Source organism: Bradyrhizobium sp. dw_411 (genome assembly GCF_018449695.1).
GTDB lineage: Bacteria > Pseudomonadota > Alphaproteobacteria > Rhizobiales > Xanthobacteraceae > Bradyrhizobium.
Window position 1 is genome coordinate 418,069 of the sequence record NZ_JAAVUY010000002.1, and the last position, 25,036, is coordinate 443,104.

A 25,036-nucleotide genomic window follows, 5' to 3' on the forward strand; every position below is an offset into this window, starting at 1 on the left:
CTACGCAACGAACACACGCAGCATCCCGCTTAACGAATAAGCAAATGCTCGCTGGAAAGGTTGCGCTTAGAGAATAAGCAGACGTCACTGCTGAAACCAAACGATTGAATCTGCGCGAGATTCCAGAACGCGCCGACGCCGAACGTCGTTGTACACAATGGCACGGGCTTTGCTTAGTACCCTTCGAGAGTTCTCTCGTGTGGGGGCATGTGCTTATGGCGAACTCAAAGCAACTATCCAGTGGCACCGTCGTCGCTGAGCCCGAGCCGATCAGTCTCAACTGGTCCGCCACGGCCCTCGTGATCATCGACATGCAGCGCGACTTCATGGAGCCCGGCGGCTTCGGCGAAACGCTCGGCAACGACGTCTCACAACTGGCCCGCGCCGTGAAGCCGATTGCGTCGGTGCTGAGTGCGGCGCGCGATCTCGGCATGCTGGTCGTGCACACCCGCGAGGGCCATTCGCCGGATCTTTCCGACGCGCCGCCTGCGAAGATCGAGCGTGGCGCGCCGAGCCTTCGCATCGGCGATCCCGGCCCGATGGGGCGGATCCTGATCCGCGGCGAGGCCGGACACGATATCATTCCGGCGCTGTATCCGCTCGACAGCGAGGTTGTCATCGACAAGCCCGGCAAGGGCGCATTCTACGCCACCGAACTCGGCGACATCCTGCAAAAATACGGCATCGAGAATTTGCTGGTGTGCGGCGTGACCACCGAGGTCTGCGTCAACACCACCGTGCGCGAGGCGAACGACCGCGGCTATCGCTGCGTCGTGCTGTCCGACGGCTGCGCATCCTACTTCCCCGAATTCCACGAAATGGGCCTGAAAATGATCAAGGCCCAGGGTGGCATCTTCGGCTGGGTCAGCGACTCCGCCGCAGTTCTCAAGGCAATGACACCGGAGACTTCACACAATTTGGCAGCAGGAGCATCACGATGAGCACGAGCACTACGGGGACTGCCGGCTTCAAACCGGTATTGTGGACGCCGGGCGACTGGAACGCCTTCTTCGGATTCGGCACCAATATCCTGGTCAATATGCTGGTGCTGACGGGGCTGTTGCGCTTCGTGCTGAAGATGCCGGACTCGCTGGTGTTCGGTCGCATCCTGCCGGCGCTCGGCCTGATGATGTGCCTGTCGACGCTTTATTACGCCTTTCTCGCCTATCGGTTGGCGCAGAAGACCGGCCGCAATGATGTCTGCGCGCTGCCATCCGGCGTCAGCGTCCCGCATATGTTTATCGTCACCTTCGTGATCATGCTGCCGGTCGCCATCAAGACCGGCGATCCGATGAAGGCTTGGTCGGCTGGTCTGGTCTGGGTGTTCTTCCAGAGCTTCATCCTGATGATCGGCGGATTTATCGCGCCTTTTATTCGCAAGATCACCCCCCGCGCGGCCCTGCTCGGCACGCTGGCCGGCGTCTCCGTGACCTTCATCTCGATGCGTCCGGCGCTCGAAATGTACATGACGCCGCAGATCGGTCTCGTATGTTTCGCCATCATCCTGATGGCTTGGTTTGGCGGTGTGAAATTTCCCAAGAACATTCCGGCCGGCCTTGTCGCCATCGTGGTCGGCATGATCATCGCATGGGGATCGAACCTGTTCGGGCTTGGACTGGGTGGGCTCAGCGTCAAGGGCGTCGGTGATGCCTTCGCGGGCTTCGGCTTCTCGGTGCCGCTGCCGGCCTTCGGGCAGGTATTCTCGGGCTTCGAATTCCTTGGCGTCATTCTGGTGACGGCGATCCCGTTCGGCATCTACGATCTCGTCGAAGCCATGGACAACGTCGAAAGCGCCGAGGCCGCGGGCGACGAATATCCGACCACGCGGGTTCTGACCGCCGACGGTGTCGTCAGCCTGATCGGCTGCCTGATGGGCAATCCCTTCATCAACGCCGTTTACATCGGCCATCCCGGATGGAAGGCGATGGGCGGCCGGATCGGCTATTCGGCGGCGACCGGCCTGTTGGTGATCGTGCTGGCTTGGTTCGGCATCATCTCGGTGCTGCTGGCGCTGGTGCCGGTGGTCGCGATCTCGCCGATCCTGCTCTACATCGGCATGCTGATTGGTGCGCAGGCGTTCCAGACCACGCCGGTCAAACATGCGCCGGCCATCGTGCTGGCGTTGACGCCGCATCTCGCGGCCTGGGCCAAGCTGCAGATCGACACCATGCTGGGTGCGACCGTCAACGCGGCACAAGCTGTTGGCGGTCTGGCGGCCGACAAGGTCGGCGACGTCAAGGCGGCGGCGATTGCCTCGTTGCCACAACAGGGCGTGATCTATCACGGACTCGAAATCATGGGCGGCGGCTCGATCGTCGCCGGCCTGATCCTCGGCGCGATCGGCGTGTTCGTGATCGAACGCGACTTTGTGAAAGCTTCTGCCTTCGCGTTCGCCGGTGCGGTGTTCACTTACTTTGGCTTCATGCACGGTGAAGCCGTCGGCATCGGTGGCGGGTTGGGCGTAACGCCCGGTGTCGCGCTGTCCTATGCCGTCGTCGCGGCCGCTTTCCTGGCGGTGGCGAAACTCGGCACCAGCACCGTCTATGTTCCGGAACACGATATACCGCACGCGGTACCGGCTGAGTAACAAAAGTCTGACGGCGCATCGCGACGGCGCTGTGAACGGAGTTCGACAACGAGAATAAGGGGAGGAGACGCCAACTCAAGGCGTCTCCTCCCCAAATTCGTTTGCCGGCGACTAGAGTATAATGCGACTGGAAGGGAGGGGAGCCGCCCAACTCATTGCGTCAGAAATTATAGCCAAACCGAAGTACCGCCTGGCGCCGCTCGAAATTGGTCAGATCAAGGGATCCGGGCTCGCTTGATGCGCGCCCCGCAACCTGGAGACTCCACGCGGCCGACATCCAGATGCGCTCGTTGAATTTCGCATAAAAGGTCGGACCGATAAAAAATGCCTGCCCGGCAGGCGCGTCAAATCCAAGACTATCGAAGCTGCGCAGATAGCGTGCCTCCGCTCCGACCAGAATTCCTGGCCTTACCTGCAACGTCAGCGCGCCCGAAATCCCGAAATCGGATTGGCTTTGCCATGCGCCGGTAATTTGTTGTCGCTGCGTTTCGGGCTGATAAATCAGATTGAAGGCCGCGAAAAGCCGATTTGCGATAAGTTCCCTGTCGACGGCTACCAGAAAATCGACACCGTACTGTCTAACCGGATCGCCGCTGATGTCGTCGATATGGCCCCAGTGAGGATCAACGCCAAGAGTGAGTCCGATTGGCGCTTGCCCGCGATCGAGCAGGCGATACCGAAATTCAACCGATAATCTATCGAGCCCCAATTGCTGCCGATCCTCGAGGCCGGGCACGCTTGAAATTTTGTAATAATCGACACCGATGCCAGGTTCGATCGAGAAGTTCTGGAATGGAATAAATTTGAGTCCCAGTGTCGGTGAAAGAACCTTGTAGGTACCGTCGCTCTTGCCAAATCGGCCAACCGTCTCAAGTTCTCCCTCGACCTCTCCGACGTTGTTCACGTCGGTACCGAGGGTAAAGCCAAACAGATGCGTTGTTTCAAGGTCCTCGGCCATCGCGACAGCCGGCATGACCATGAGTCCGATAGTTGCCAGCGCGATTCTCATGTGGTCCTGACAATCAATTCTGTTCATCCTAGCCAACAGAGACGATCTGTGGCTTCCGCGTTGATCGTAGTTCTGCAAGCGCCCGCATGACGACGATGCCTGCGCCTTGCAAAGCTAGGCCTGCCATGATCGCTGCGACGATCACGTCGGGCCAGCCGCTGCCAGTTCCGAACACGCCGAGCGCCGCTAGCAGCACGGCGAGATTGCCGAACACGTCGTTTCGCGTGCAAATCCAGGCTGAACGCATGTTGGCATCGCCAACCCGATGCTTCCACAACAACCCGAAAGAAACGGCATTGGCCACAAGTGCCGCTCCGCCGATGGCACCCATGGTGAAGACTTGCGGTAACGTTCCGTGCCAGGCATGCCAAGCGGTGATGCCGCTCACCCATACACCGAATAGTCCCATCGAGACTCCCTTTGCGAGGGCGGCAGTGGCACGGTATCGCAGTCCCATCCCCACCACATAAAGGCTGATCGCGTAGTTGGCGGCATCGCCCAGAAAATCGAGCGCGTCCGCCTGGAGCGAAGCGGAACCGGCAGTAAGGCCTGCGCCGATCTCGACTGCAAACATTGCAGCATTGATGGCGAACACGGCGTAAAGGACGCGCCGATACGCGAATTGGCGCCCAAGGTCACCACCGGCATCAGGCTCGTGATGATGTTCGCAACAATTGGCACCCATATTCGCCTCCTTGTTCCTCTCCTTGGCGCAGGAACGGCCGATATGGTAGTCTCAACCTTGTAGTCACTACAGGGTCAAGGGTATGGCGAGATTTAGCATCGGTCAGGTAGGGGAGGTTACGGCAACGAAAGTGGAAACCATCCGCTACTATGAACGGATTGGTCTGCTGCCGAAACCGGATCGCACCGGCGGCAATTACCGCAGCTATGCCAGCGAACACGTGGACTGCCTAGCCTTCATCCGCAGAGCGCGTGAACTTGGTTTTTCCATCGAGGATATACGCGAATTGCTTGATCTTGCAGGGCACCGGGAGAGCCCGTGTGCGGGAATCGACCAGATCGCTGCGCGTCATTTGGTGGCGATAGAAGGGAAGATTGCGACGCTCAAACGGCTGCGCCGCGAACTTCACGATACCCTGGCGGCTTGCGCGGGCGGGCGCATTGCGGAGTGTCGCGTCATCCAGGCGCTATCCCCGCACCCGATTGCTCGAAAGAAGACAGGAGTAAAGAGCAACATCAGGGTTTGACGGGCGAGATCGAATGACAGAAGGGGCTGATTACCTCACTTCTATTTTGGCTTTCTCGGCCACGTCTTTCCACAGAGAAATATCCCGCTTGATAAAATCGGCAAAGGCGTCCGGTGAGCTGCCGACGGGCTCGATCGCCTGTGTCGCCAACAGCGCTTTGGTTTCGGGATCGTTGAGAGCCTTGACGATCTCGGTATTGAGTCTGGCGACGATGGCCGGCGGTGTGCGGGCCGGCGCCAGTATGCCGTGCCACGCCAATGCGTCGAATCCTGCATAGCCGCTCTCCGCAATCGTCGGCACATCAGGCGCGATCGGCGAGCGTTCCTTGCTGGTGACCGCCAGCGCGACCAACGCGCCTGATTTGACGTATTGCAGCGACGAGATCGGATCGGCGAACACCACCTGCACCTGTCCGGCGAGCAGATCGGTCACGGCCAGCGCGGTGCCGCGATAGGGAATATGTGTCATCCGGATGCCGGCCCGGCCGGCGAATAATTCAGTGACCAGATGGTTGGACGAGCCGACGCCCGTGGTGCCGTAATTCAATCCGCCGGGCTTGCTCTTGGCGAGCGTCACGAACTCCTGCAGCGTCTTCACGCCCAGCGCCGCATTGACGACCATCACATAGGGATAGGTTGAGGTCAGGGATATCGGTGCGAAATCCCTGATGGGGTCGTAGGGCAGGCTCGCGTAAACTGCCGGATTGATCGAAATCGGCCCGGACTGGCCCAGCAGCAGCGTATAGCCGTCCGGCTCGGCCTTGTTCGCTGCTTCCGTGCCGATGATCGCGCCGCCGCCGCCGCGATTCTCGACCACGATGGATTGTCCGATGGTCTTGCCGACGCGCGAAGCGATGACGCGCGCGGTCGAATCCGCCGCGCCCCCGGCGGCAAACGGCACGATCAGATGGATCGGGCGCGAGGGATATTCGTCGGCGCGCGCTGTTTGCGTCGCGCAGATGATCGCGAGCAGGCAAAGGCACGCAAAATACTTCGACCGGCTTCGCACGGTTCCGCCCCCCAAATCAGGTGTTCGTCTGCACCATTATTGGGGCGCACCATAGGGCAGAAATTCCTACCGGGTCTACCAAACCCACCGTTGCGCTTTTCCATTTCCCTGCGATGCTCCGCGCAAATTTCAAAAGGGTGGAATATGCTGCACAAACCTGGGGTGACCGAGAGTCTGGCTCAAAATATTGTTGCAACGCGGTGGGAGGATATCCCCGCGCCGGTGCGGCATCAGGCCAAGCGCTCGTTCATGAATTTCTTTGCGGTCGCGCTCGCAGGCTGCCGTACCCAACCGGTCGAGATCGCGCTTCGTTCCCTCAGCGAATTTTCCGGCGGTAAACAGGTAACTTTGGTGGGACGTTCCGAGCGCATCGATGCGTTGAGCGCGGCGTTCCTCAACGCCGCCGGCGCCAATGTCTACGACTTCTGCGACACCCATGTGCGAACGGTGATTCATCCGACCGCGCCGGTGGCACCGGCGCTGCTGGCCTATGCCGAATTGCGGCCGGTGAGGGGCGCCGATTTGCTGCTGGCCTTTATTCTCGGCAATGAAGTGGAAGACCGCATCGGCAATGCGATCTCGCCCAGCCATTACAACAGGGGCTGGCATATCACCTCGACCTGCGGCGTGTTCGGCGCGGCCGCCGGCGCCGGCAAACTCGCCGCACTGGACGCGCGCCAGATGGTGTCGGCGCTCGGCACCGCGGCGACGCAGGCCGCGGGGCTGTGTGAATGTCTGGGAACCGCAGCGAAAAGTGCGAGCGTCGGTAACGCCGCGCGTAACGGGTTGTGGTCGGCGCTGCTGGCAGAGAAGGGGTTCGACGGACCGCCGGAGCCGCTGGCCGGCGTACAGGGCTTTTATAGCGTGCTGAACGAGACAGTCGATTTGTCGGCGGTTACCGACGGCTGGGGCGATAGCTGGCAGATCATGGCGACGTCTTACAAGCCGTATCCCTGCGGCTTCGTGATCAATCCGGTGCTCGATTGCGTGCTGGATTGGCGACGCGATCATCCGGCGGAGGTCGTGACCGCCGTCGTGGTGCGAGGCAATCCGCTGCTGGCTATCCGCACCGACCGGCCTGACATTTCGACCGGCCGCGAGTCGCAGGTGAGTGTGCAGCACGCGGTCGCCGCCGCCTTGGTCACCGGCAAGGCCGGGGTCGAGCAATTCAACGATGCTTCCGCCAGGGATCCCCAAGTGACAGCGCTGCGCGGCAAAGTCGAGGTGCTGCGCGACGAAAGCTTTTCCACCATCGCGGCCGCGGTCGACATCACCACGGCCGACGGCAAGGTCCACAAACTGTCGCAAACCGCCGCGCGCGGCAGCGACGTCAATCCATTTGCCGACAGCGATCTCGAAGCGAAATTGCGGACCGCCGCCGCGGGCTGGGATTCCTCCCACGACATCACGCCGCTGATCGAGGCGATCTGGGCGCTCGATCAGAGCGCGGATGTTTCGAAATTGGCATCGCTGGCCGTGCTAAGGTAGTCTACGGCCGCACCGCTGGCGTCTCGATCGGCATGTCGTGCGCGCGCGACATCAGATAGAGCTCGAGTTCGACCAGCTCAGGCGCGCCGTAATCGTAAATCTGCGTCCGCATCCCCGTCATGCAGTTGCGCAGGCGGCGTTGCAGCGAGCCCAGCGATTGCCATTCCAGCCGGTAGAGCGGATAGCCGGTCGGCAGCGCCTGGGTCACCGCGGAGCCCGCGAGATGCTTGTCCCAATTATCATTGTGGCAATTGGTGCAGCCGAGATTGAGCTGGCCCTGCCGGCGCATGAAGGTATCGCGTCCTTTGGCAACGAACGGTTCCAGTTGCGGGTCGGCGCCGGCCGTAATGGGCATGCCGCGCGACTGCTGCGCGACAAAGGCCGTCAAAGCGAGCAGGTCGCGGCTCTCATAAGGTAGCGGCGTCGCCTGCTGATGTTGCGCACGGCAGAGATTAATGCGCTGTTCCAGATTGACGGGGCGTCCGAGCGTCTTGTCATAGGCGGGATAGCGCGCCGCGAGGCCCTTCATGCTCGCGCGCGCGTCCTCATGGCAATCGGCGCAGGCCTTGTCGGCGGTACCCGTTTTGCGTTTCCACAACGCTTCGCCGTCGAGTACCCACAGCATGCCGGGATTGGCGGTGTCGTCGTCCTGGATCGCTTTGGTGTCCGGCGACATGAAAGTGTAGCCGGAGCGGCGCTCGGCCTGCGGGATTTCGGTGGCGCAGAGGCGAGGGACCGCGAAGCCAGCCGCAAGCAGCAGGCCTGCAACGGCTATCGTCCGGATCAATTTCATTCGACGGAAATGGCGGCCGAAGCGGTTTCGGTAAAACCCTGGTCGCCGATCCATTCGAAATCGAATTTGCCGCTCTCGGTCGCTACCGTAAAGAAGGTGATGAACGGGTTCGCGGCGATCGCCGGAAACAGGTCGGCGCGAAACACCTCGACGCCGTTGTAGCGGCAGCTAAAGCTGGTGATGATATCGCGCGGCACCAGCTCGCCGGTCGCGGTGCGGCGATAGCCTGTTTCCATGATGTGCGACATCAGCGTCTTGATCTCGATGATGTCGCCGCGTTTGGCCTTCTTGGGAACATTGATCAGCGCGGAAGCCATCAGATCACCTCCTCGGTGCAGGCCGCGAGCGTCACCACGACGTCGGCGCTGACGGACCAGAACGACCCGTCGGACAGTCGCGCGATCGCGACGATCTTCTGCGTATCGGCCAGCCGAATCCGCGTGGAAATCTGGGCGCGGCCGGATCGTGGTCCGAGATAGAAATTGCCGACATTGGGCTGCGGGTTCTTTTCATTGAAGACGTGAATGCTTTTCACGTAGTCATTTTCCGTCATTGGGCTGGTGACGGTCACCGTTAGCGGCACGGTGTTGCCGTTTTCGACCAAAGGCGGCACGTCGATCTTGATCTTGCCGGTCTGCACGGTAGCTGTACCGACGACATTGCGGATCGCGCTGGCCAGCATCGCGGGCGTTGCCTCGGCGGGCGTCACCGTAACGATTGGAATGACACCCATCACTGCCGCACTACCGGCGAGGCTTAGAAATTGGCGGCGCGATGAATTCTTCGGTTCGTGCATCGTGTTTTCCTAGTCGCGCAGCGTCGCAAGATACGCCACGATATCCTCAATCTGTTCGGCGGTCAGGATCGGCTTGCCGCGCCACGCTGTGCCGACGCGCTCCAGTCCGTCGACGCGATAATAGGACGGCATGATCGTCGCGGGATTGAGGCGCGACGCTTCGACCAGCCGTAGCCGAAGCTGGCCTATCGACCATCTGCTGCCGGCGCCTGCCAGGCTCGGCGCAAGATCGCCCTGAAACTTCTCTTCCGGAAATGGTCCGCTATGGCACAGAATGCAAGTGCTGGTGCGTTCCAGCACCAATGCGCGGCCGTGCACCGCATCTCCCGGCGCGCCCGTCAGAGATTCGGCAATGGAATCTCCCGTGATGGTGTAGGGCCGCAATTCCTGCGCGCTCGCGGCACGGGCCAGCGTGAGCCCGGCCGCGGCAAGCCACATGATATGAATTGCCGACCTAGCCAAAGGTTTCCGCCGTGATGGTGTGGAACCAGGCCTGCGCAATTTCGGCTTCCTTCAGCCGGATATCGCGCGGTGCATCGACCGGGCTAGTGAATCCGGTGCCTTCGACCTCGGCAAAGATATCATCGTGCGGCTGATAGGTGCCGGACAGCGAGAACGCATAGCCCGGCGCGACGGTGTTGTAGCAGGTGCCGTCCAGTTTCGGCGCCGCCGGCGATTTGCCTGCGATCAGGCTTGCGACCGCGGCGGCACAGGCCTTGGCCTCGGCGTTGGCGGCGGAGGCGGATTTCGGGATGCCGCCGCCGATGCAGGCATCGCCGATGACGTGAATATTGGGTGCCAGTTTTGAGGCGAATGTAACGGGATCGATCGGACACCAGCCGGTATTGTCGACCGTGCCCGCGATGCCGGCGATGGTGCCGGCCTTCTGCGGTGGAATGACATTCGCAACTTGAGCTTCGTAATTGCCGAAGTCAGTTACCAGCGTGTTGGTCGCGGGTTCGACCGATACGACGCGGCCACCTTGAGATAGCGATATCCGTTCGATCATGCCGGGATACAGTTCCTTCCAGGCGTTTTCGAACAGCCGCTGCTGCGGAATGGTGTCCTTGGCATCGAGGATCAGGATCTTGGAGCGTGGCTTCTTCGCCTTGAGATAATGCGCAATCAGGCTGGCGCGTTCATACGGGGCGGGCGGGCATCGCGAGGGGCTCGCCGGCACCGCCAGCACCACCACGCCGCCATCGTCCATCGCTTCGAGTTGCCGGCGCAGCAAGACAGTCTGTTCGCCCGCCTTCCAGGCATGCGGCATTTTTAGCGCCGATGCTTCGTCATAGCCGGGCAACGCCTCGTATCGCAGGTCGATGCCGGGCGATAGCACCAGGCGATCGTAAGAGAGCGTCGTGCCGTCGGCGAGGCCGACCGTACGCGCTTGCGGATCGATCCTTACGGCTGCCTGCGCGATGACGCTGATGCCATCGGCGGCGATCTTGTCGTAAGTGAATTGCTGCGCTTCGATGTCGCGCAAGCTGGCGATCACCTCATTGCTGAACGGGCAGGCGGTGAAAACCTTGTTCGGCTCGACCAGCGTCACCTGCAGTTTCGCATCGATCCGTCGCAGCGCACGTGCACACGCGGCGCCGCCGAAGCCGCCGCCGATCACGACAACCCGCGCGGCGGATTGCGCGCGGGAAGGGTACGGGGAAGCAAACGACGCTGTTGTCGCGGCGATGCCACGAACGACGTTTCTCCGCGTCATCAGGCGCAGCGCGTCCATGAGCATGTCCGAAGATGATGCGGCGGCCCGTTGGGGCCGCCGCGTGTGAGGTCAGGCGAAGGTGATGTTTTGATCCCTCAGCGGTACCGAGCGCAGGCGTTTGCCCGTGGCTGCGAAATATGCATTCAGCACCGCAGGCCCTGCGACGCAGATCGTCGGCTCGCCGACGCCGCCCCAGAAACCGCCGCTCGGCATCACGATCGACTCTACCTTGGGCATCTCGGCGATCCGCATCGAATTGTAATTGTCGAAATTCGACTGTTCGATGCGGCCGTCCTTGACGGTGCAACCGCCATAGAACAGGCCCGAGAGGCCGTAGACGAATGAGCCGGCAATCTGCCGTTCGATCTGCGCCGGATTGACCGCATAGCCCGGATCGGTCGCGGCAACGATGCGATGCACCTTGATCTTGTTGCCGTCGGTGACCGAGATTTCTGCGGCGCCGGCAACGTAGCTGCCATAGCCCATATGCTGCGCGATCCCGCGGAACACGCCTTTCGGTGCGGGCGTACCCCAGCCGATTTTTTCGGCCACGGCATTGAGCACCGCAAGATGCTTCGGGTTCTTGGTCATCAGCTTGCGACGAAACTCGAGCGGATCCTGGCCGGCCGCATTCGCCAGCTCGTCCATGAAACATTCGAGGTAGATCGCATTCTGGTTGACGTTGACGCCGCGCCAGAAACCTGGCGGGACGTGCGGATTGCGCATCGAGTGATCGATCAGCAGGTTGGGAACCGAATATCCGATCGCCGCTTCGCCGGTCGGATTGAGGCCGGCGAAGGTAGCCGGATCCTTGCCGTTGACCAGCGCTTCGGGGCGCAGGCTGAACAGAATGGATTGCCCGGAGATTCGCATCCGCAACGCGGTCAGATTGTTGTCGGCGTCAAAGGCGCCGGTCATCTTGACTTGCGTAATCGGATGATAGGCGCCGTGCTGCATATCCTCTTCACGCGACCACAGCAGTTTGATCGGCGTACCCGGCATCTGCTTGGCGATCGCAATGACCTGCCGGACATAGTCGGTCTGGCCACGACGGCCGAATCCGCCGCCGAGCATCTGCTTGTAGACGTCGCATTTGTCGGCCGGCAGGCCGGAAGCTTCCAGCGTGGCCGCGAAAGCCGCTTCGCCGTTCTGCGTTCCGCACCAGACTTCGCATTTGTTTTCCGTATAGAGCGCCGTGGCGTTCATCGGCTCCATCGGTGCGTGGTTCTGGTAGGGATAGTTGTAGACGGCTTCGACCTTCTTGACGGCCTTGGCGATCGCGGCCTTGGCGTCGCCATTCTCGTTGCCGACAAAGGCCGGCTGCGAGTCGTCGAAACCTTCCTCGAGCCATTTGGCGATCGATGCACTGGAAACCTTGGCGTTCGGGCCTTCGTCCCAGACGATCGGCAGCTTCTCCAGCGCGGTCTTGGCGTGCCACCAGGTATCGGCGACAACCGCGACAGCGTAGTCACCGACCGGGACGACCTTCTTGACGCCCTTCATGCCCGTGACTTTGGCTTCGTCGTAGCTCTTCAGCTTGCCGCCGAACACCGGACAGGCCTTGATCGCGGCATTGAGCATCCCCGGCAACTTAATATCGATGCCATAGGTCATCTTGCCGGTGGTCTTGTCGACGGTATCGAGCCGCTTGAGGCCCTTGCCGGCGATTTTCCAGTCCTTCGGGTCCTTCAGTTTGACGTCGGCCGGCGGCTCGATCTTGGCCGCGGCTTCGGCGACCTTGCCGTAGGTCGTGGTGCGACCCGACGGCGTGTGGGTGATGATGCTGTTGGCTGCGGTGCATTCCGAAGCCGGCACCTTCCACTCGTTGGCAGCGGCCTGGATCAGCATCACGCGCGCGGTCGCGCCGCCCTTGCGGACGTATTCGTTCGAGGTGCGGATGCCGCGGCTGCCGCCGGTCGAGAAGTCGCCCCACGCACGTTTGCGCGCGACGCTCTGGCCCGGCGTTGGATATTCGGTGGTGACTTTCGACCAGTCGCATTCGAGTTCTTCGGCGACGAGCTGGGCGAGGCCGGTCAATGTGCCCTGGCCCATTTCCGATCTCGCGATGCGGATGACGACGGTGTCGTCGGGCTGGATCACGACCCAGGCGTTGATTTCAGGCGAGCCGTCGGCAGCGCGCACGACGGTCGGGCCGCCAAAGGGAATATCGAGGCCGAGCGCGAGGCCGGAGCCGACAGCGGCGGTGCCGATCACAAAGGAGCGGCGGCTGAGAGTTGGCATCTGGTTCATGGCTGCCCCCTCAAACGTCTGAGGCGGCGTGAATCGCTTCACGCACCTGTTTGAACGTGCCACAGCGGCAAATATTGGTGATGGTGTCGTCGATATCCTGGTCGGTCGGCTTCGGATTGTCCTTGAGAAGCGCGGCCACCGCCATGATCATGCCGCTCTGGCAATAGCCGCATTGCGGGACGTCGTTGGCGACCCAGGCCTGCTGCACCTTGTGCAGGACGCCGTTGACGGCGAGGCCTTCGATTGTGGTGATTTTCTTGCCGACGGCTTCACTGACCAGCACGCCGCAGGACCGCATCGCGACCCCGTCGACATGGACGGTGCAGGCGCCGCATTGTGCGATGCCGCAGCCATATTTGGTCCCCGTGAGCCCTACATTTTCCCGTATCGCCCACAATAGCGGCGTATCCGGCTCGACATCGACGTCGAAAGTCTTCCCATTGACATTGAGGTTTGCCATCGCGTTCCCCTGATTTTGTCCGATCCATCGATCGAACGTCTGGTTAGCCCAATCCATCGATTGAACTTCGGGGGGATGTTGGACTGGATTCTAGAACAGTTCAAATCAAGAATTGGCGTTCGCCCGGGGGAATAATTTGATCTGGCAGGCGGTTGCCTCCGGGCCGCTGCCTCGGCGGCCTTCCGCTACCTTTGCGGGCCCGCTCGACAGCCGGCTGGCACTAGTAACCCGGGAATGCATTGCGGTTATGCCCCGATTGCCGCTATCAGGGCGCACAAATCGTCTACAAACCGACCCGTTCGGCTGGCGGCCGGGCGTCGGTTTCAGCAGCACTTCAAGGAATTCATCATGCGTATCGTCGTTCTGCCGGGTGACGGCATCGGGCCGGAAATATCAGCCGCGACATATAATGTCTTGCGGGCCGCCTCGGAGCATTTCCAGCTCGGCATCCAGACCGATGAGCATGAAGTCGGTCATGCCAGCCTGAAGCAATTCGGCTCAACGATCCCGCCCGGGCTGCTGGAAACCGTGCAGGCCGCCGACGGTCTGATCCTCGGGCCCGCCGCCACCTTTGACTTCAAGGACGAGCAGCGCGGCGAGATCAACCCGTCGAAATACTTCCGGAAAAACCTCGATTTGTTTGCCAATGTGCGGCCGGCCCGGACTTATCCCGGTCTGCGCAACCGGCTCGGCGATTTCGATCTGGTGGTGGTGCGTGAAAATACCGAAGGCTTCTATGCGGACCGCAATATGGAGCAGGGCAATGGCGAGATTCTCGTCACATCGGACGTCGTCATCTCGCTTCGCCGCATCACTCGGCACTGTTGCGAGCGAATCGCGCAGGCGGCCTGTCAGCTCGCGATGCGCCGGCGCAAGCACCTCACCATCGTTCACAAGGCCAATGTGCTGAAAATCGGCGACGGCATGTTTATCGATATCTGCCGCGAGGCTGCGCGCGGCTATCCCGGCCTTGAGGTCGATGACATCCTGGTCGACGCCATGATGGCGCATGTGGTGCGCCAGCCGGATCGATTTGACGTGATCGTCTCGACCAACATGTTCGGCGACATTCTCTCGGATCTGACCGCCGAATTGTCAGGCAGCCTTGGCCTTGGCGGCTCGCTCAATGTCGGCGCTAAACACGCGATGGCGCAGGCTGCGCACGGCTCGGCGCCCGATATCGCCGGGCGTGATATCGCCAATCCGTTCTCGCTGATTTTATCGACCGCGTTGCTGCTGGCCTGGCATGGCGAGCGCACTGGTGCGCCGCGATTTGAATCGGCCGCCCGCGCCATCGAAGGTGCCGTCGCGACCGCGATCCAAAGCGGCCGCGCGACCAAGGATGTCGGCGGCAAGCTCGGCACGGCCGCGACCGGCCAGGCCATTGTGGATATTCTGCAGTCAGACAAGGCGTAAGTGATGCGTTGACCGGAGTGGGGCTGTCGAATCAGGATTGCCGCAATAGCGATTTCACTCGGCGATCGCACGAATGACTTTCGCCGGGTTTCCTCCGACAAGCGTATTGGGGGGAACGTCTTTGGTAACGACGGCGCCCGCCGCCACAACCGAGTTTTCTCCCACCGTCACGCCGCCGATGATGATGGCACCAGCGGCGATCCATACGTTTCTTTCAATCACGATGGGCTTTGCGATGGTGAAATCGCGCCGCCGGGACGGCTCAACGGGATGGCCCGATGTGATGAGGCTGACGTTCGGTCCGATCATCACGTCGTCGGCGATGTCGAGCCCGCCAAGATCGTAAAAAGTGCAGTTCTGATTGATGAAGACATTGCGCCCGATGCGGGTGTCGGCCCCGCCGGTCGCGTAGAATGGCGGGATCAGCAGAAAACTGTCGTCCACCTTCCTGCCGATCAGTTCACTGAACAAGGCCCGGACTTCGTCAGCATCGTTGAACGTCAAGCGGTTGAGTTTAGCGGTGATCGCCATCGCCCGTTTGACGCTGGCCGACATCGCAGCCGATTCCGGCGTTCTCCGGGGAATGATCGTAATGCGATCGTCATTCGCCATTCCTGATATTCCTCCGGGGCGGCTGTGATTCGCCAAATATAGCCGCCTCGGCCCATGTGCGCGCAGACGAATTTATCGAGGCGGATCAGTGTGATTCCATGTGTCCAGTCGGATGCGCAAAAATAAATTGCTTCGCGTTTTACCCCAAATCAAATCAGAATCCGCCTGTCTCGTCCTACAGAGGGGCGTATCGCGATCGTCACGGACGCGGGACGGGATGCGGTGGACGCTGATGCGCCTTTGACGAATGGCGCAAAAGCGGACGGCGAAGTCGTGTGGTCCTGACGCCTCGACGCTGGCGTTCAAGTCTTGCGGAAATATCTGCGAGGCGACGGTGACAAAAGAGCCCGATCACCGGGGAGAGTACGAAGGAAACCGTTAACACCATCGCGTGCGGGAATGCCGGGTTCTCCGGTGTACTCGTGGTGACTAACGCGCGTGCTACCACCCACTACACGCGCGGCTGCGGGTGCATCGAGCACCCGTCATTCCCCACGCCCTCTAAAGAGAGAGCGGAACGAGGAGAGCAGAACTCGGGCGAATTGCGCCGCGGGAATGTGAAATGCTGTTTGAAAATTGAATTCGTCTTCTTCTCCCCTCCCTCCGCGCGCGTCAGCGCGTGGCGGGGAGGGGTCGGGGGTGGGGGGTCTATCGGCAAACTCGCTGGCAGCGGTATTCGCAGCACCACCCCCCCACCCTTGATCCCTCCCCGCCGCTTCGCGGGGGGAGGGAAAGCAGAAAAGCAATCCACACCTTCTTTGTTGCACCATGGATTGCTTCGCTTGCGCTCGCAATGACGATTCTCTGTTCCGCGTTTTGGCTGTTTGAAATTCGAATAGATACTATCGCTCCTCTGCAACAGCGAGCGCGACTCTCTCCCTCGTGGTGAGGAGGCGCTCTTGCGCCGTCTCGAACCATGAGTGCGCAGTGGCTCTCATCCTTCGAGACGGCGCTTCGCGCCTCCTCAGGATGAGGTCGAGACACTTCAATCAGATCCCCAGATACGCCGCCTGAACCTGCTCGTTGTCAGCGAGTTCCGCGCTGGTCCCCTGCATGGTCACGCTGCCGCTTTCCAGCACATAGGCGCGCTGCACCAGCGACAATGCGCGGCTGACGTTCTGCTCCACCAGCAAAATGGCGGTGCCCATTTTGTGGATTTCGCCGATTTTCTCGAAGGTCACGTCGGTCATCACAGGGGCGAGGCCGAGCGAAGGTTCGTCAAGCATCAGGAGCCGAGGCTTGAGCATCAGGCCACGGCCGACTGCGAGCATCTGCTGCTCGCCGCCGCTCATGGTGCCGGCCAGTTGCTTCTTGCGGTCGGCGAGCCGCGGAAAAATGCTGTAGACCAGATCCAGCGTGCGGCTGCGTTCCAGCTTGGCTTTCGGGACATAAGCGCCGATCTCGAGATTTTCCTGCACCGTCATTTCAGGAAATACCTGGCGGCCCTCCGGCACATGGGCAATGCCCAGTTCCGGAATTCGATGCGGCGGCAATGTCGAGAGGTCGGTCCCGGCAAAAATGATGGTGCCCGACGACATCTTCACGAGCTTCGAGATCGCGCGCAACGTCGTGCTCTTGCCGGCGCCGTTGGCGCCGAGCAGGCCGACGGCTTCGCCTTCGCCGATCTCGATGCTGACATTGTGAATGGCGGGAACGGAGCCGTAACTGGCGCTCACACCTGACAGTTTGAGCACTAACTCTCTCCCGATGTTGGCGGGTGCACGTAGGAGCCCAGATAGGCACGAACCACTTCCGGATTTTCGACGATCTCCTTGGGCGTGCCCTCCGCGATCTTCTGGCCGTGATCGAGCACCACGATGTGGCGGGCGACGGCCATGATCGCGCGCATCACATGTTCGACGATGACGATGGTCAGGCCGCGCTGCGACAGCTTTCCGATCAAGGCCACCGCCTGATCGATCTCTGAAGGATTGAGTCCGGCCATGACTTCATCGAGCAATAGAAGCCTCGGCTGCGTCGCCAGCGCGCGCGCCATTTCAAGCCGGCGCTGGTCGATCGTAGTCAGATCCTTTGCCGCGGTTTTCTCCTTGAGCGAAAGACCGACGAACTCGATCGCCTCGCGGGCTTTCTCACGCGCGACGCTGGCATGCCTGTCGCGCAGGAACGCGCCGGTCATGACGTTATCGAGCACCGTCATCGCGCCGAACGGTTTTGCCACCTGAAAGGTGCGCACGAGGCCGTGGGCGCAGATGTCGTGGGGCTTTAATCCCGTGATGTCCCGCCCGAAGGCCGACACCGAACCGGAGTCCGGCCTGTGGAAACCAGTGATGAGATGGAAGCTCGTGGTCTTGCCGGCGCCGTTGGGCCCGATCAATGCGACGGTTTCATTTTCCTTGATGGTAAAGGAGACGTCCTGCACGGCGCGCAATCCGCCGAACCGCTTGCTGAGACCGCGAATAACCAGCGCGTCCGTCATGGCGTGGCCCGCGCCGGTTTGCGGCTGGCGAAGCGATGCCAGGCTTCGCTGATCATGCCCATCAATCCGGTCGGCCGCCACAGGATTACGGCCATCAGGATCAGGCTGTAAACCGTGAGCTGCACACCGCCGATCGAGCTGCCGAGCCAGCTTTGCAGCAGCGTCGACGTTGTCTCTAACAGGACGGTGCCGATCACCGGGCCCCACAACGTGCCGATGCCGCCGACGATCGAGACCAGCGCCGCCTCGATCGAGATGTTGAAGCTGAACGCCGTCGCAGGATCGATGAAGTAGATGTATTGCGTGTAAAACGTGCCGGCCAGCGCGGTGAGAAAGGAGCTGATCAGATAGATGTCGCGCTTGATTTTTGGAGCGTTGACGCCGATCGCCTCGGCGGCGTCTTCATCCTCGCCGATCGCGACGAGGTAATAGCCCATCCAGGAGCGTTCGATGAGGTAGGTGATCGCAAGGCCCAGCACGAGCAGGCCGAGTGCCACGTAGTAATAGGATGCTTTGGTTTCGAACTGCATCATGAGCGGCGCGCTGCCGAGATTGGGGATCGTAGTTCCCTCGGCGCCCCAGGCGAAATCGCGGAATTTGAGGAAGATCAGCATCAAGGCCTGCGCCGTCGCGATGGTGGCGATGGTGAAATAGGGGCCGCGCAGTCGGAAGCACAGCCAGCCGATCGGCAGGCTTGCCAGCATCGCGACCACGCCGCCGGCAATCATCCCGATCCAGGGCGAGATGCCGTAATTGATCTGCAGGATCGTCGAGGTGTAGGCGCCCAATCCAAAATAGGCGGCATGGCCAAGCGAAAGCTGCTTAGCGTATCCGCCCATCAGGTTCCAGGCGACGCCGATGAAAGAAAACAGCAGGATCCGGATGAAGATGTCGATCGCGAACGAACTTTTCACGACCATCGGCAGGGCGATCAGCACGATGATGCCGATCGTCAGCCAAAGCAGGCTTTGGGCGCGTCCGGTCATCGCGCGCGCCCTCCGCCAAGGCCGGTTGGTTTGAAGGCGAGGGTCAGCAGCAGCATCGCAAACACCACGATCAGGCCGGAGTCGGCGCCGACGAATTGGATGCCGAGGGATTCGGCCACGCCCATCATCAGGCTGGCGACCAGCGCGCCGATCACATTGCCGAGCGTGCCCAGCACCACAGCGACAAAGGCCATCAGCACGAACACCTGCCCGACAAAGGGATAGGCCGAATAGAACGGCATCAGCAATGAGCCGGCCGCGCCCGCCAGCGCCAAGGCAATGCCTAGCGCGACGCAAAACACCCGGTTGGGGTTGATCCCCATCAGCGTCGCGACGTCGCGGTTCTGGGCCGCCGCACGCATCGCCTTGCCGAGATCGGTGGTGTGTAGAAAAACCCAGAGCGCGCCGCTCAGCGCCATCGCCACCACAAAGGCGATCAGCTTCGCGACCGGGATATAAAGCTCTCCGAGGTGAAGCGCCTCGTCGGAATAGGAGGTGTGGACGGTGCGGTAATTCGCCGAGAACAGCATCAGCGCGAGATTAAGCAACAGCAGCGACAGCGCGAACGTCAGAAAAATCTGCGGCATGTCGTTGGGGCCCAGCACCCTGCGGATCAGGAAATGCTGGACCAGGACGCCGATCACGAACAGCACCGGCATCGATACGATCAACGATACCAGGGGATCGATGCCGAACTGGCTGGAAAGAAAGAAGCTGATGTACATCCCAATCATCACGAATTCGCCCTGGGCGAAGTTGACGATCTTGACCACGCCGAAAATCAGCGTCACGCCGATGCTGACGAGCGCGTAGATGCCGCCGATGAGCAGGCCGTTGATGACGGCCTGGGCTATTGTCTCCCACATGGCGTTTGACCGGTCAGGTTTTCAACAGCGGTGCGCGCTTGTCTTCTTCCGGATAGACGCTCGCGAGATCGCCGTTCTGCCACTGCACGCCGACCGGATGGGCGTGGATGTTCTTGCCGTCGGGTCCGAACTTGACCTTGCCGCCCGGACACATCGCGGCAAATCCCGACGACACGTCGGTCGCCGCGATGGCGTCGCGCACCTTCTGCGGATCGGGAGAGGCGGCCCGTTCGAGCGCATCGGCGATGATGAAGGTCTGGGCGACGAGGCCGCCGGCATATTCGAACAGGAATTCGCCGGTGCGCTTCTTGTATTCGGCGTTCACCTTTTCGGAGTTGGCATCCATGTCGTGGTTCCAGTGCGCCACGCCCTGCAGGCCTTCGCCGAGTTTTCCGACATTCTTGTAGAAATCCGGAATGACGAAACCGCCGGAGCCGCCATTGATCGCGATGTTGAGGCCGACCTGCTTGACGGTCCGCACGATCAGAATGAGATCGTTGAGATAGGAGACCGAGAACAGCGCGTTGGCGCCCGCCGATTTGACCTTGTTGATCAGCGGGCTGGCATCGGTGAAGCCGGCGGAATAAGGCTCGAACAACACGATTTCAACGCCTTCGGCAGCGGCCTGCTCCCGCAAGCCGTTGGAGGTCGAAGTGCCGAATGCGGTGTTCTCGAATATCACCGCGACCTTCGGCTTGTCGCTGACCAGCCGCGACATCCGCAATTGAGCTTGCGCAAATTGCGAAGCGCGGGCGAACGGCGTGAAGGTGTGGGTGCGGCCCTTGTTGAGCTGATCGGAACTGGAGCCGGTCAGAAGCGGCACCTTGGCGCGCTCGGCTACCTCGCTGGCGATCAGCGTCAGCGCGCTGGCGAAGCAGCCGTGGATCGCCGACAGCTTGTTGCCGGTGATGAGTCGGTCCGTTTCGGTGCGGGTCACAGTGGTGTCGCTCTGAACGTCCGAGATGATGAGATTGAGCTTGGCGCCGCCGAGCGACCTGATGCCGCCGGCGTCGTTGATCATGTCGACTGCGAGCTTGGCGGCTGCGACGCAACCGATACCGATTTGCGCCATGCTTCCGGTGGTTGGATAAAGCGCGCCGATATTGACGGGATCCGCGGCCCAGCCGCGCAACGGCACGGCGCCGAATGCACCGGCGGCGAGAATGCCGCCTGTCTTCAGGAGAAACTCGCGGCGGCCATGCCGCTTCGACAAGGTCTGGCTCGATGCAGCCGAACTTTCGCTCAGGCCGGCCTTGCAACTGACGGAATCCTTGCGATCTTTCTTCATGCCGTTTCCCCCTGCGCGATGGCGGTACAAGTCGCTGTCCGCCGTTTTGCAGGATGCTAGTCCCAACCAAAATTGTTTACAATACTGTTATCGATATTATCTTCAGAATTGAAAACTTTTGGCGGCTTGCTATGCTGCAGGTTGCGTCGGAGCGGCAGACACGCCCTCTAATCGGGGAAATGATGGCCGGAAAACCTTCCAGACAGGCGACAGCCCGAACGCCTAAATCCCTGCCGGTACCAAACCCGCCTGCGCGAGAACCGGCGGCGCTCCTCATTGCCAAGCGCATCGAGGAGGACATAGTCCTTGGGCGGCGTCAACCGAAGGAGCGTCTGGTCGAACAGGATCTTTGCGACCTGTTTGCGACTCATCGTGGCGACGTCAGGCTGGCGCTGTTCGAGCTTGAGAAAAAGGGTCTGGTCGAGCGCATCCCCAATCGCGGCGCGCTGGTTCGTGGCTTAACTCCTCTCGAGGTGAGGGAAATCTACGCGGTCCGCGAAGAACTGGAATTGATGGCGGTCCGCATCATTCCGTTTCCTGTCGCCAACAAGGACATCGAGAGGTTGGAAGAACTGCAGCGGAAACACAGCGCGGCGGTTGCCGCAGGCGACCTTCTGACGGTCTTCTACAGCAATCTCAGTTTTCATCAGGTGTTGTTCGGTCTCTGCGGCAATGCCTGCCTGATAGAAACCATCGATCTGCTGGCCCAGAAGGCCTACGGCATCAGATCGTATGCCAATGCATTTCCGCAATCGCTCGATCGTGCGCGTCGCGATCATGTTGAAATGATCAAGGCGCTTCGCGGTTCGCGCCGCGAAGACTTGATCAAACTCACCCGGCAGCATCTGAAGGCATCGCCGGAAGCCTATATCAAGGCTTACGAGCGACGCTTTGGCAAATCCGACTTGGCGCCGGTGCATTAGCCCCCGGCGGCAACAGCTTTATTCCGCGCTGCTCACCAGCTTGATGCGTGGTTCGGCAGCTTCCTTCAGACTGCGATAGGTGGCGAGGTAATCGAGCGCCATACGGCGCGCAGTGAACCGTGCCTCGAACTGCTTGCGGACGGCACCTCGGTCCAGGCTGGACAGGCGGCCGACACGCGCCACCGCGCTGATTTCGTCCTCGACGATGAAGCCGGTCAGACCGTCATCGATGATTTCTGCGACCGAACCGCGATTATAGGCAATGACAGGCGTTCCGCAGGCCATTGCTTCGATCATGACCAAGCCAAACGGCTCGGGCCAGTCGATGGGGAGCAGGAGCCCAATCGCGCCGCTTAGAAAGTTCGATTTTTCGTGGTCGCCGATTTCGCCGATATATTCAACGAGCGGGTGATCCATCAGCGGGCGGATGATTTCGTCGTAATATTCCTGGTCGGCGCGATCGATCTTGGCGGCGATCTTGAGCGGAATGCCGCAGCGGATCGCGATCTTGATGGCACGATCCACGCCTTTCTCCGGCGCAATTCGCCCGAGCACGGCCAGATAACTGGGGGCCACCGGCTGCGGCGTCAGCAGTCTTTCCGGCAGGCCGTGATAGATGGTGCGAACAAAATTGGCCTGCGGCACCGGACGCCGCTGTGCGTTCGAGATCGAAATCACCGGTATGGAAGAGAAGGTCGTAAAGACCGGTTGGTGTTCGGGCAGATCAAGCCGGCCATGCAAAGTTGTCACAAACGGCGTTGGCTGGCGGTGAAATAGCGAGAACGGATAGTAGTCGAGGTGAAAATGCAGAAAGTCGAATTCCTCATCGTCGCATTTTTGCCGGACGCGCTCCAGCATCACCATGTGCAGCGCGTTCGGGTCGCGGACGGATCCATCGAGACGAAGCGCCTTCGGCCACGTTGCGTCAAGTTTCGCTGAGGTTTGGGAGTCGCCGCTGGCGAACAGCGTTACTTCATTTCCCAATGCTACCAGTTCTTCGGTCAGCCAGTGTACCATCCGCTCGGTTCCGCCATAGAGTTTCGGTGGAACAGCCTCCGTCAGCGGAGCAACTTGCGCGATGCGCATCTATCCGTCTCCCGTTTGTCATGAGTGAGTAAAAAACGCCCCGCCACGTCGTCAGCACCGGCATGCCGAACAGGGAACGTTTCCGCATGTGCGAAGTTCCCAGATGATGCGCACTTCTTCCACCAGCGCACTTCCTCCACAGGATGGTCTTGTTGATGCCATCTCGTCCGATCAGGTTTCAATCGCGATCCATGCTGCAAGATTTTCGCGCAGCAATTGGGGCAGCATGATGGGAACTACGAGGCGGCGTCGGTCATTCAATCCGGCGGGTTTTTCTTCAATTCCAACGGGGTTTGCAGTCACATGGACAGCCTTTCAGGATATGCCAGTCGCCCTTTTCCGTTCGTGCTGCGCTATATCCGCCAGCGTCTTGCATCCCACGTCGTCATTCTTGGAGCGGTCGTTGCTGCGGTTGCTTGTTCGGTAGGCACGCAGTATGGCGTGAAGTATCTGGTCGACGGTTTATCAGCCGGGCCAACGGGTGCTGGCGGCGTATGGCTGGCATTCGTTTTTCTCATATCGTTGATCGCCGCTGATAATTTTCTGTGGCGGATCGCGAGTTGGACCGCGAGCTTCACCTTTGTCGGCGTGACCGGCGATTTGCGTCGCGATATTTTCCGTCACCTGACGGGTCATGCGCCGAGCTATTTCTCCGACCGCTTGCCGGGCATGCTGACCAGCCGCATTACGGCTACATCAAATGCCGTCTTCACCGTCGAGAACATGTTCGTCTGGAACGTACTGCCGCCATGCATTGCGACGGTTGCTGCCATCGCCCTGATCGGAACCGTCAGCCTGCCGATGGCGGCCGGTCTGATCGTCATCGCCGGCGGCATGGTGGTTGCGATGTTCCATCTCGCCGCGGCCGGCAAGCCCTTGCATGATGACTTCGCGGACAAGGCCGCCGCCGTGGATGGCGAAATGGTCGATGTCATCAACAATATGCCGCTGGTCCGGGCGTTCTGTGGTCTCAGCTTCGAGCACGACCGCTTTGACGCCACCGTCAACCGGGAAACCACCGCGCGTGGGCGAAGTCTGCGCTATCTTGAAAAACTGCGGCTGACCCATGCTGCCGTTACTGTTGCGCTGATCATCGCCCTATTGGCGTGGGCGATCACGCTGTGGCAGAGCGGCGGCGCCAGCACCGGCGATGTCGTGCTGGTCTGCACCCTCGGACTTTCCATTCTGAATGCAACGCGCGATTTGGCCGTAGCGCTGGTTGATGTCACCCAGCACGTCGCCCGGTTGACCGAAGCGATTGCCACGTTGCTGTTGCCGCATGAATTGCGCGACCACCCGGAGGCCGAGCCGCTGGTCAAAAGCGGTGCCGCGATCACATTCAACAACGTTTCGTTTCGATATCCGGGTGGGCTCAGCGTATTCGATAAATTCAGTCTTCGGATTCAGCCGGGACAACGAGTCGGTCTGGTCGGTCAGTCCGGTGGCGGAAAATCCAGCCTGTTCGTTCTTCTGCAGCGGTTCTACGACGTCCAGCACGGCAGCATCACGATCGATGGTCAGGATATTTCCCGCGTTACCCAGCAAAGCCTGCGCGAAGCGATATCGGTGGTGCCACAGGACATTTCGCTATTCCATCGCTCGATCATGGAAAACATTCGATACGGACGGCCGAACGCGACCGACGACGAGGTGCTGCGCGCGGCGATCGCGGCGCGCTGCGATTTCGTCGAAACCCTGCCGGATGGGCTCGCGACCATGGTCGGGGATCGCGGCGTCAAGTTCTCGGGCGGCCAACGGCAGCGGATCGCCATCGCGCGCGCGTTCCTGAAGGACTCGCCAATCCTGCTGCTGGACGAAGCGACCGCGGCGCTCGACAGCGAATCGGAGGAGGCGATCCGCGAAGCGTTGAGCCGCCTGATGCGCGGGCGTACGGTTATTGCAATCGCGCACCGTTTGGCAACGCTGCGTAATTTCGACCGCGTCGTGATGCTGAAATCTGGTAAGATCATCGAGGACGGCCCGCCCGATCGCCTGATGCAGGGCCAGGGTCCTTATCGAGACTTGGTTACGCAGGAAATGAGCCGTCTCGCCAAGCACGCCGCCTGAAGCCCCTCTGACGTGTTGTGTCCTAGTGCGTCGATC

General features: G+C 60.9%; 24 protein-coding genes. 7 read left to right on the top strand and 17 right to left on the bottom strand.

The window, feature by feature from the left end; genetic code table 11:
* Positions 1–215: 215 nt before the first annotated feature.
* The gene (locus HB676_RS04525; RefSeq protein WP_213736466.1) at positions 216–941 is read left to right on the top strand and encodes an isochorismatase family cysteine hydrolase; all 726 of its coding nucleotides are present in this window, start codon (positions 216–218) and stop codon (positions 939–941) included.
* Complete coding sequence (locus tag HB676_RS04530; RefSeq protein WP_213736467.1) at positions 938–2,587, top strand: regulator; 1,650 nt, start codon at positions 938–940, stop codon at positions 2,585–2,587. The genes HB676_RS04525 and HB676_RS04530 overlap by 4 nt, the downstream gene beginning before the upstream one ends.
* A 160-nt stretch (positions 2,588–2,747) precedes the next feature.
* Here HB676_RS04530 and HB676_RS04535 read toward each other — a convergent pair whose 3' ends face one another.
* Together HB676_RS04535 and HB676_RS04540 are read right to left on the bottom strand one after the other, a co-directional pair.
* Positions 2,748–3,596, bottom strand: a complete 849-nt coding sequence (locus tag HB676_RS04535; RefSeq protein WP_213736468.1) for a hypothetical protein — start codon at positions 3,594–3,596, stop codon at positions 2,748–2,750.
* 28 nt (positions 3,597–3,624) lie between these two features.
* Positions 3,625–4,281 (bottom strand): cation transporter, encoded by a 657-nt coding sequence (locus tag HB676_RS04540; protein ID WP_213736469.1) that lies wholly within the window; start codon positions 4,279–4,281, stop codon positions 3,625–3,627.
* Positions 4,282–4,363: 82 nt separating this feature from the next.
* Here HB676_RS04540 and HB676_RS04545 point away from each other — a divergent pair, with 82 nt between their 5' ends.
* The gene (locus HB676_RS04545) at positions 4,364–4,807 is read left to right on the top strand and encodes a helix-turn-helix domain-containing protein (protein ID WP_213736470.1); all 444 of its coding nucleotides are present in this window, start codon (positions 4,364–4,366) and stop codon (positions 4,805–4,807) included.
* Positions 4,808–4,837: 30 nt separating this feature from the next.
* On the opposite strand, the gene HB676_RS04550 is transcribed toward HB676_RS04545, so the two are convergent.
* A complete protein-coding gene (locus HB676_RS04550) occupies positions 4,838–5,815 on the bottom strand; it encodes a tripartite tricarboxylate transporter substrate binding protein (protein ID WP_213736471.1) in 978 nt (325 codons plus the stop codon).
* Between the two features lie 144 nt (positions 5,816–5,959).
* Between HB676_RS04550 and HB676_RS04555 the strand changes: the two genes are divergently transcribed.
* The gene (locus HB676_RS04555) at positions 5,960–7,303 is read left to right on the top strand and encodes an MmgE/PrpD family protein (RefSeq protein WP_213736472.1); all 1,344 of its coding nucleotides are present in this window, start codon (positions 5,960–5,962) and stop codon (positions 7,301–7,303) included.
* 1 nt (position 7,304) lies between these two features.
* Here the strand turns inward: HB676_RS04555 and soxA are convergent, their stop codons facing one another.
* Genes soxA through HB676_RS04590 form a run of 7 tightly spaced genes read right to left on the bottom strand, consistent with a single transcriptional unit; the run spans position 7,305 to position 13,319 of the window.
* The gene (gene soxA, locus HB676_RS04560; RefSeq protein WP_213736473.1) at positions 7,305–8,096 is read right to left on the bottom strand and encodes a sulfur oxidation c-type cytochrome SoxA; all 792 of its coding nucleotides are present in this window, start codon (positions 8,094–8,096) and stop codon (positions 7,305–7,307) included.
* On the bottom strand, positions 8,093–8,413 hold the full coding sequence (gene soxZ / locus HB676_RS04565; protein ID WP_213736474.1) for a thiosulfate oxidation carrier complex protein SoxZ: 321 nt from the start codon (positions 8,411–8,413) through the stop codon (positions 8,093–8,095). The genes soxA and soxZ overlap by 4 nt, the downstream gene beginning before the upstream one ends.
* Complete coding sequence (locus HB676_RS04570; RefSeq protein WP_213736475.1) at positions 8,413–8,892, bottom strand: SoxY-related AACIE arm protein; 480 nt, start codon at positions 8,890–8,892, stop codon at positions 8,413–8,415. Before HB676_RS04570 ends, soxZ begins: the two co-directional genes overlap by 1 nt.
* Before the next feature lie 9 nt (positions 8,893–8,901).
* Positions 8,902–9,330, bottom strand: coding sequence for a sulfur oxidation c-type cytochrome SoxX (gene soxX, locus HB676_RS04575; RefSeq protein ID WP_213736476.1), 429 nt, complete (start codon positions 9,328–9,330; stop codon positions 8,902–8,904).
* Positions 9,331–9,346: 16 nt separating this feature from the next.
* Entirely contained in the window at positions 9,347–10,627 is a 1,281-nt protein-coding gene (locus tag HB676_RS04580) for an NAD(P)/FAD-dependent oxidoreductase (protein WP_213736477.1), read from the bottom strand.
* A gap of 51 nt (positions 10,628–10,678) precedes the next feature.
* Positions 10,679–12,859: a molybdopterin cofactor-binding domain-containing protein gene (locus HB676_RS04585; protein WP_213736478.1), complete on the bottom strand. Its 2,181-nt coding sequence runs from the start codon at positions 12,857–12,859 to the stop codon at positions 10,679–10,681.
* Positions 12,860–12,869: 10 nt separating this feature from the next.
* Positions 12,870–13,319 carry a (2Fe-2S)-binding protein gene (locus HB676_RS04590; protein ID WP_213736479.1) on the bottom strand — a complete coding sequence of 150 codons (450 nt, stop codon included), beginning with the start codon at positions 13,317–13,319 and terminating at the stop codon, positions 12,870–12,872.
* A gap of 348 nt (positions 13,320–13,667) precedes the next feature.
* Here HB676_RS04590 and HB676_RS04595 point away from each other — a divergent pair, with 348 nt between their 5' ends.
* Positions 13,668–14,735 carry an isocitrate/isopropylmalate family dehydrogenase gene (locus HB676_RS04595; RefSeq protein WP_213736480.1) on the top strand — a complete coding sequence of 356 codons (1,068 nt, stop codon included), beginning with the start codon at positions 13,668–13,670 and terminating at the stop codon, positions 14,733–14,735.
* A gap of 54 nt (positions 14,736–14,789) precedes the next feature.
* Here HB676_RS04595 and HB676_RS04600 read toward each other — a convergent pair whose 3' ends face one another.
* The 6 genes from HB676_RS04600 to HB676_RS04625 all read right to left on the bottom strand — a co-directional run bounded on the left by HB676_RS04600 (position 14,790) and on the right by HB676_RS04625 (position 20,924).
* On the bottom strand, positions 14,790–15,290 hold the full coding sequence (locus tag HB676_RS04600; protein ID WP_249780056.1) for a DapH/DapD/GlmU-related protein: 501 nt from the start codon (positions 15,288–15,290) through the stop codon (positions 14,790–14,792).
* Positions 15,291–16,336: 1,046 nt separating this feature from the next.
* A complete protein-coding gene (locus tag HB676_RS04605) occupies positions 16,337–17,041 on the bottom strand; it encodes an ATP-binding cassette domain-containing protein (protein WP_213736482.1) in 705 nt (234 codons plus the stop codon).
* Positions 17,041–17,784, bottom strand: coding sequence for an ABC transporter ATP-binding protein (locus tag HB676_RS04610; protein ID WP_213736483.1), 744 nt, complete (start codon positions 17,782–17,784; stop codon positions 17,041–17,043). The genes HB676_RS04605 and HB676_RS04610 overlap by 1 nt, the downstream gene beginning before the upstream one ends.
* Entirely contained in the window at positions 17,781–18,770 is a 990-nt protein-coding gene (locus tag HB676_RS04615; protein ID WP_213736484.1) for a branched-chain amino acid ABC transporter permease, read from the bottom strand. Before HB676_RS04615 ends, HB676_RS04610 begins: the two co-directional genes overlap by 4 nt.
* On the bottom strand, positions 18,767–19,636 hold the full coding sequence (locus HB676_RS04620) for a branched-chain amino acid ABC transporter permease (RefSeq protein WP_213736485.1): 870 nt from the start codon (positions 19,634–19,636) through the stop codon (positions 18,767–18,769). The genes HB676_RS04615 and HB676_RS04620 overlap by 4 nt, the downstream gene beginning before the upstream one ends.
* A 13-nt stretch (positions 19,637–19,649) precedes the next feature.
* On the bottom strand, positions 19,650–20,924 hold the full coding sequence (locus tag HB676_RS04625; RefSeq protein ID WP_213736486.1) for an ABC transporter substrate-binding protein: 1,275 nt from the start codon (positions 20,922–20,924) through the stop codon (positions 19,650–19,652).
* A 182-nt stretch (positions 20,925–21,106) separates the two neighbouring features.
* Here HB676_RS04625 and HB676_RS04630 point away from each other — a divergent pair, with 182 nt between their 5' ends.
* The gene (locus HB676_RS04630; RefSeq protein WP_213736487.1) at positions 21,107–21,847 is read left to right on the top strand and encodes a GntR family transcriptional regulator; all 741 of its coding nucleotides are present in this window, start codon (positions 21,107–21,109) and stop codon (positions 21,845–21,847) included.
* A gap of 18 nt (positions 21,848–21,865) precedes the next feature.
* Here HB676_RS04630 and HB676_RS04635 read toward each other — a convergent pair whose 3' ends face one another.
* Positions 21,866–22,933 (bottom strand): glycosyltransferase family 4 protein, encoded by a 1,068-nt coding sequence (locus HB676_RS04635; RefSeq protein ID WP_213736488.1) that lies wholly within the window; start codon positions 22,931–22,933, stop codon positions 21,866–21,868.
* Positions 22,934–23,236: 303 nt separating this feature from the next.
* On the opposite strand from HB676_RS04635, the gene HB676_RS04640 reads away from it, so the two are divergent.
* The gene (locus HB676_RS04640) at positions 23,237–25,000 is read left to right on the top strand and encodes an ABC transporter ATP-binding protein (protein WP_213736489.1); all 1,764 of its coding nucleotides are present in this window, start codon (positions 23,237–23,239) and stop codon (positions 24,998–25,000) included.
* Positions 25,001–25,036: the final 36 nt, after the last annotated feature.

Excerpts from the sequence above, each read along its gene's own strand:
- HB676_RS04525 (WP_213736466.1), top strand. The coding sequence starts at position 216 with ATGGCGAACTCAAAGCAACTATCCAGTGGCACCGTCGTCGCTGAGCCC.
- HB676_RS04530 (WP_213736467.1), top strand. The coding sequence starts at position 938 with ATGAGCACGAGCACTACGGGGACTGCCGGCTTCAAACCGGTATTGTGG.
- HB676_RS04535 (WP_213736468.1), bottom strand. The coding sequence starts at position 3,596 with ATGAGAATCGCGCTGGCAACTATCGGACTCATGGTCATGCCGGCTGTC.
- HB676_RS04540 (WP_213736469.1), bottom strand. The coding sequence starts at position 4,281 with ATGGGTGCCAATTGTTGCGAACATCATCACGAGCCTGATGCCGGTGGT.
- HB676_RS04545 (WP_213736470.1), top strand. The coding sequence starts at position 4,364 with ATGGCGAGATTTAGCATCGGTCAGGTAGGGGAGGTTACGGCAACGAAA.
- HB676_RS04555 (WP_213736472.1), top strand. The coding sequence starts at position 5,960 with ATGCTGCACAAACCTGGGGTGACCGAGAGTCTGGCTCAAAATATTGTT.
- soxA (WP_213736473.1), bottom strand. The coding sequence starts at position 8,096 with ATGAAATTGATCCGGACGATAGCCGTTGCAGGCCTGCTGCTTGCGGCT.
- soxZ (WP_213736474.1), bottom strand. The coding sequence starts at position 8,413 with ATGGCTTCCGCGCTGATCAATGTTCCCAAGAAGGCCAAACGCGGCGAC.
- HB676_RS04570 (WP_213736475.1), bottom strand. The coding sequence starts at position 8,892 with ATGCACGAACCGAAGAATTCATCGCGCCGCCAATTTCTAAGCCTCGCC.
- soxX (WP_213736476.1), bottom strand. The coding sequence starts at position 9,330 with ATGTGGCTTGCCGCGGCCGGGCTCACGCTGGCCCGTGCCGCGAGCGCG.
- HB676_RS04580 (WP_213736477.1), bottom strand. The coding sequence starts at position 10,627 with ATGGACGCGCTGCGCCTGATGACGCGGAGAAACGTCGTTCGTGGCATC.
- HB676_RS04585 (WP_213736478.1), bottom strand. The coding sequence starts at position 12,859 with ATGAACCAGATGCCAACTCTCAGCCGCCGCTCCTTTGTGATCGGCACC.
- HB676_RS04590 (WP_213736479.1), bottom strand. The coding sequence starts at position 13,319 with ATGGCAAACCTCAATGTCAATGGGAAGACTTTCGACGTCGATGTCGAG.
- HB676_RS04595 (WP_213736480.1), top strand. The coding sequence starts at position 13,668 with ATGCGTATCGTCGTTCTGCCGGGTGACGGCATCGGGCCGGAAATATCA.
- HB676_RS04600 (WP_249780056.1), bottom strand. The coding sequence starts at position 15,290 with ATGTCGGCCAGCGTCAAACGGGCGATGGCGATCACCGCTAAACTCAAC.
- HB676_RS04610 (WP_213736483.1), bottom strand. The coding sequence starts at position 17,784 with ATGACGGACGCGCTGGTTATTCGCGGTCTCAGCAAGCGGTTCGGCGGA.
- HB676_RS04615 (WP_213736484.1), bottom strand. The coding sequence starts at position 18,770 with ATGACCGGACGCGCCCAAAGCCTGCTTTGGCTGACGATCGGCATCATC.
- HB676_RS04620 (WP_213736485.1), bottom strand. The coding sequence starts at position 19,636 with ATGTGGGAGACAATAGCCCAGGCCGTCATCAACGGCCTGCTCATCGGC.
- HB676_RS04625 (WP_213736486.1), bottom strand. The coding sequence starts at position 20,924 with ATGAAGAAAGATCGCAAGGATTCCGTCAGTTGCAAGGCCGGCCTGAGC.
- HB676_RS04630 (WP_213736487.1), top strand. The coding sequence starts at position 21,107 with ATGGCCGGAAAACCTTCCAGACAGGCGACAGCCCGAACGCCTAAATCC.
- HB676_RS04635 (WP_213736488.1), bottom strand. The coding sequence starts at position 22,933 with ATGCGCATCGCGCAAGTTGCTCCGCTGACGGAGGCTGTTCCACCGAAA.
- HB676_RS04640 (WP_213736489.1), top strand. The coding sequence starts at position 23,237 with ATGGACAGCCTTTCAGGATATGCCAGTCGCCCTTTTCCGTTCGTGCTG.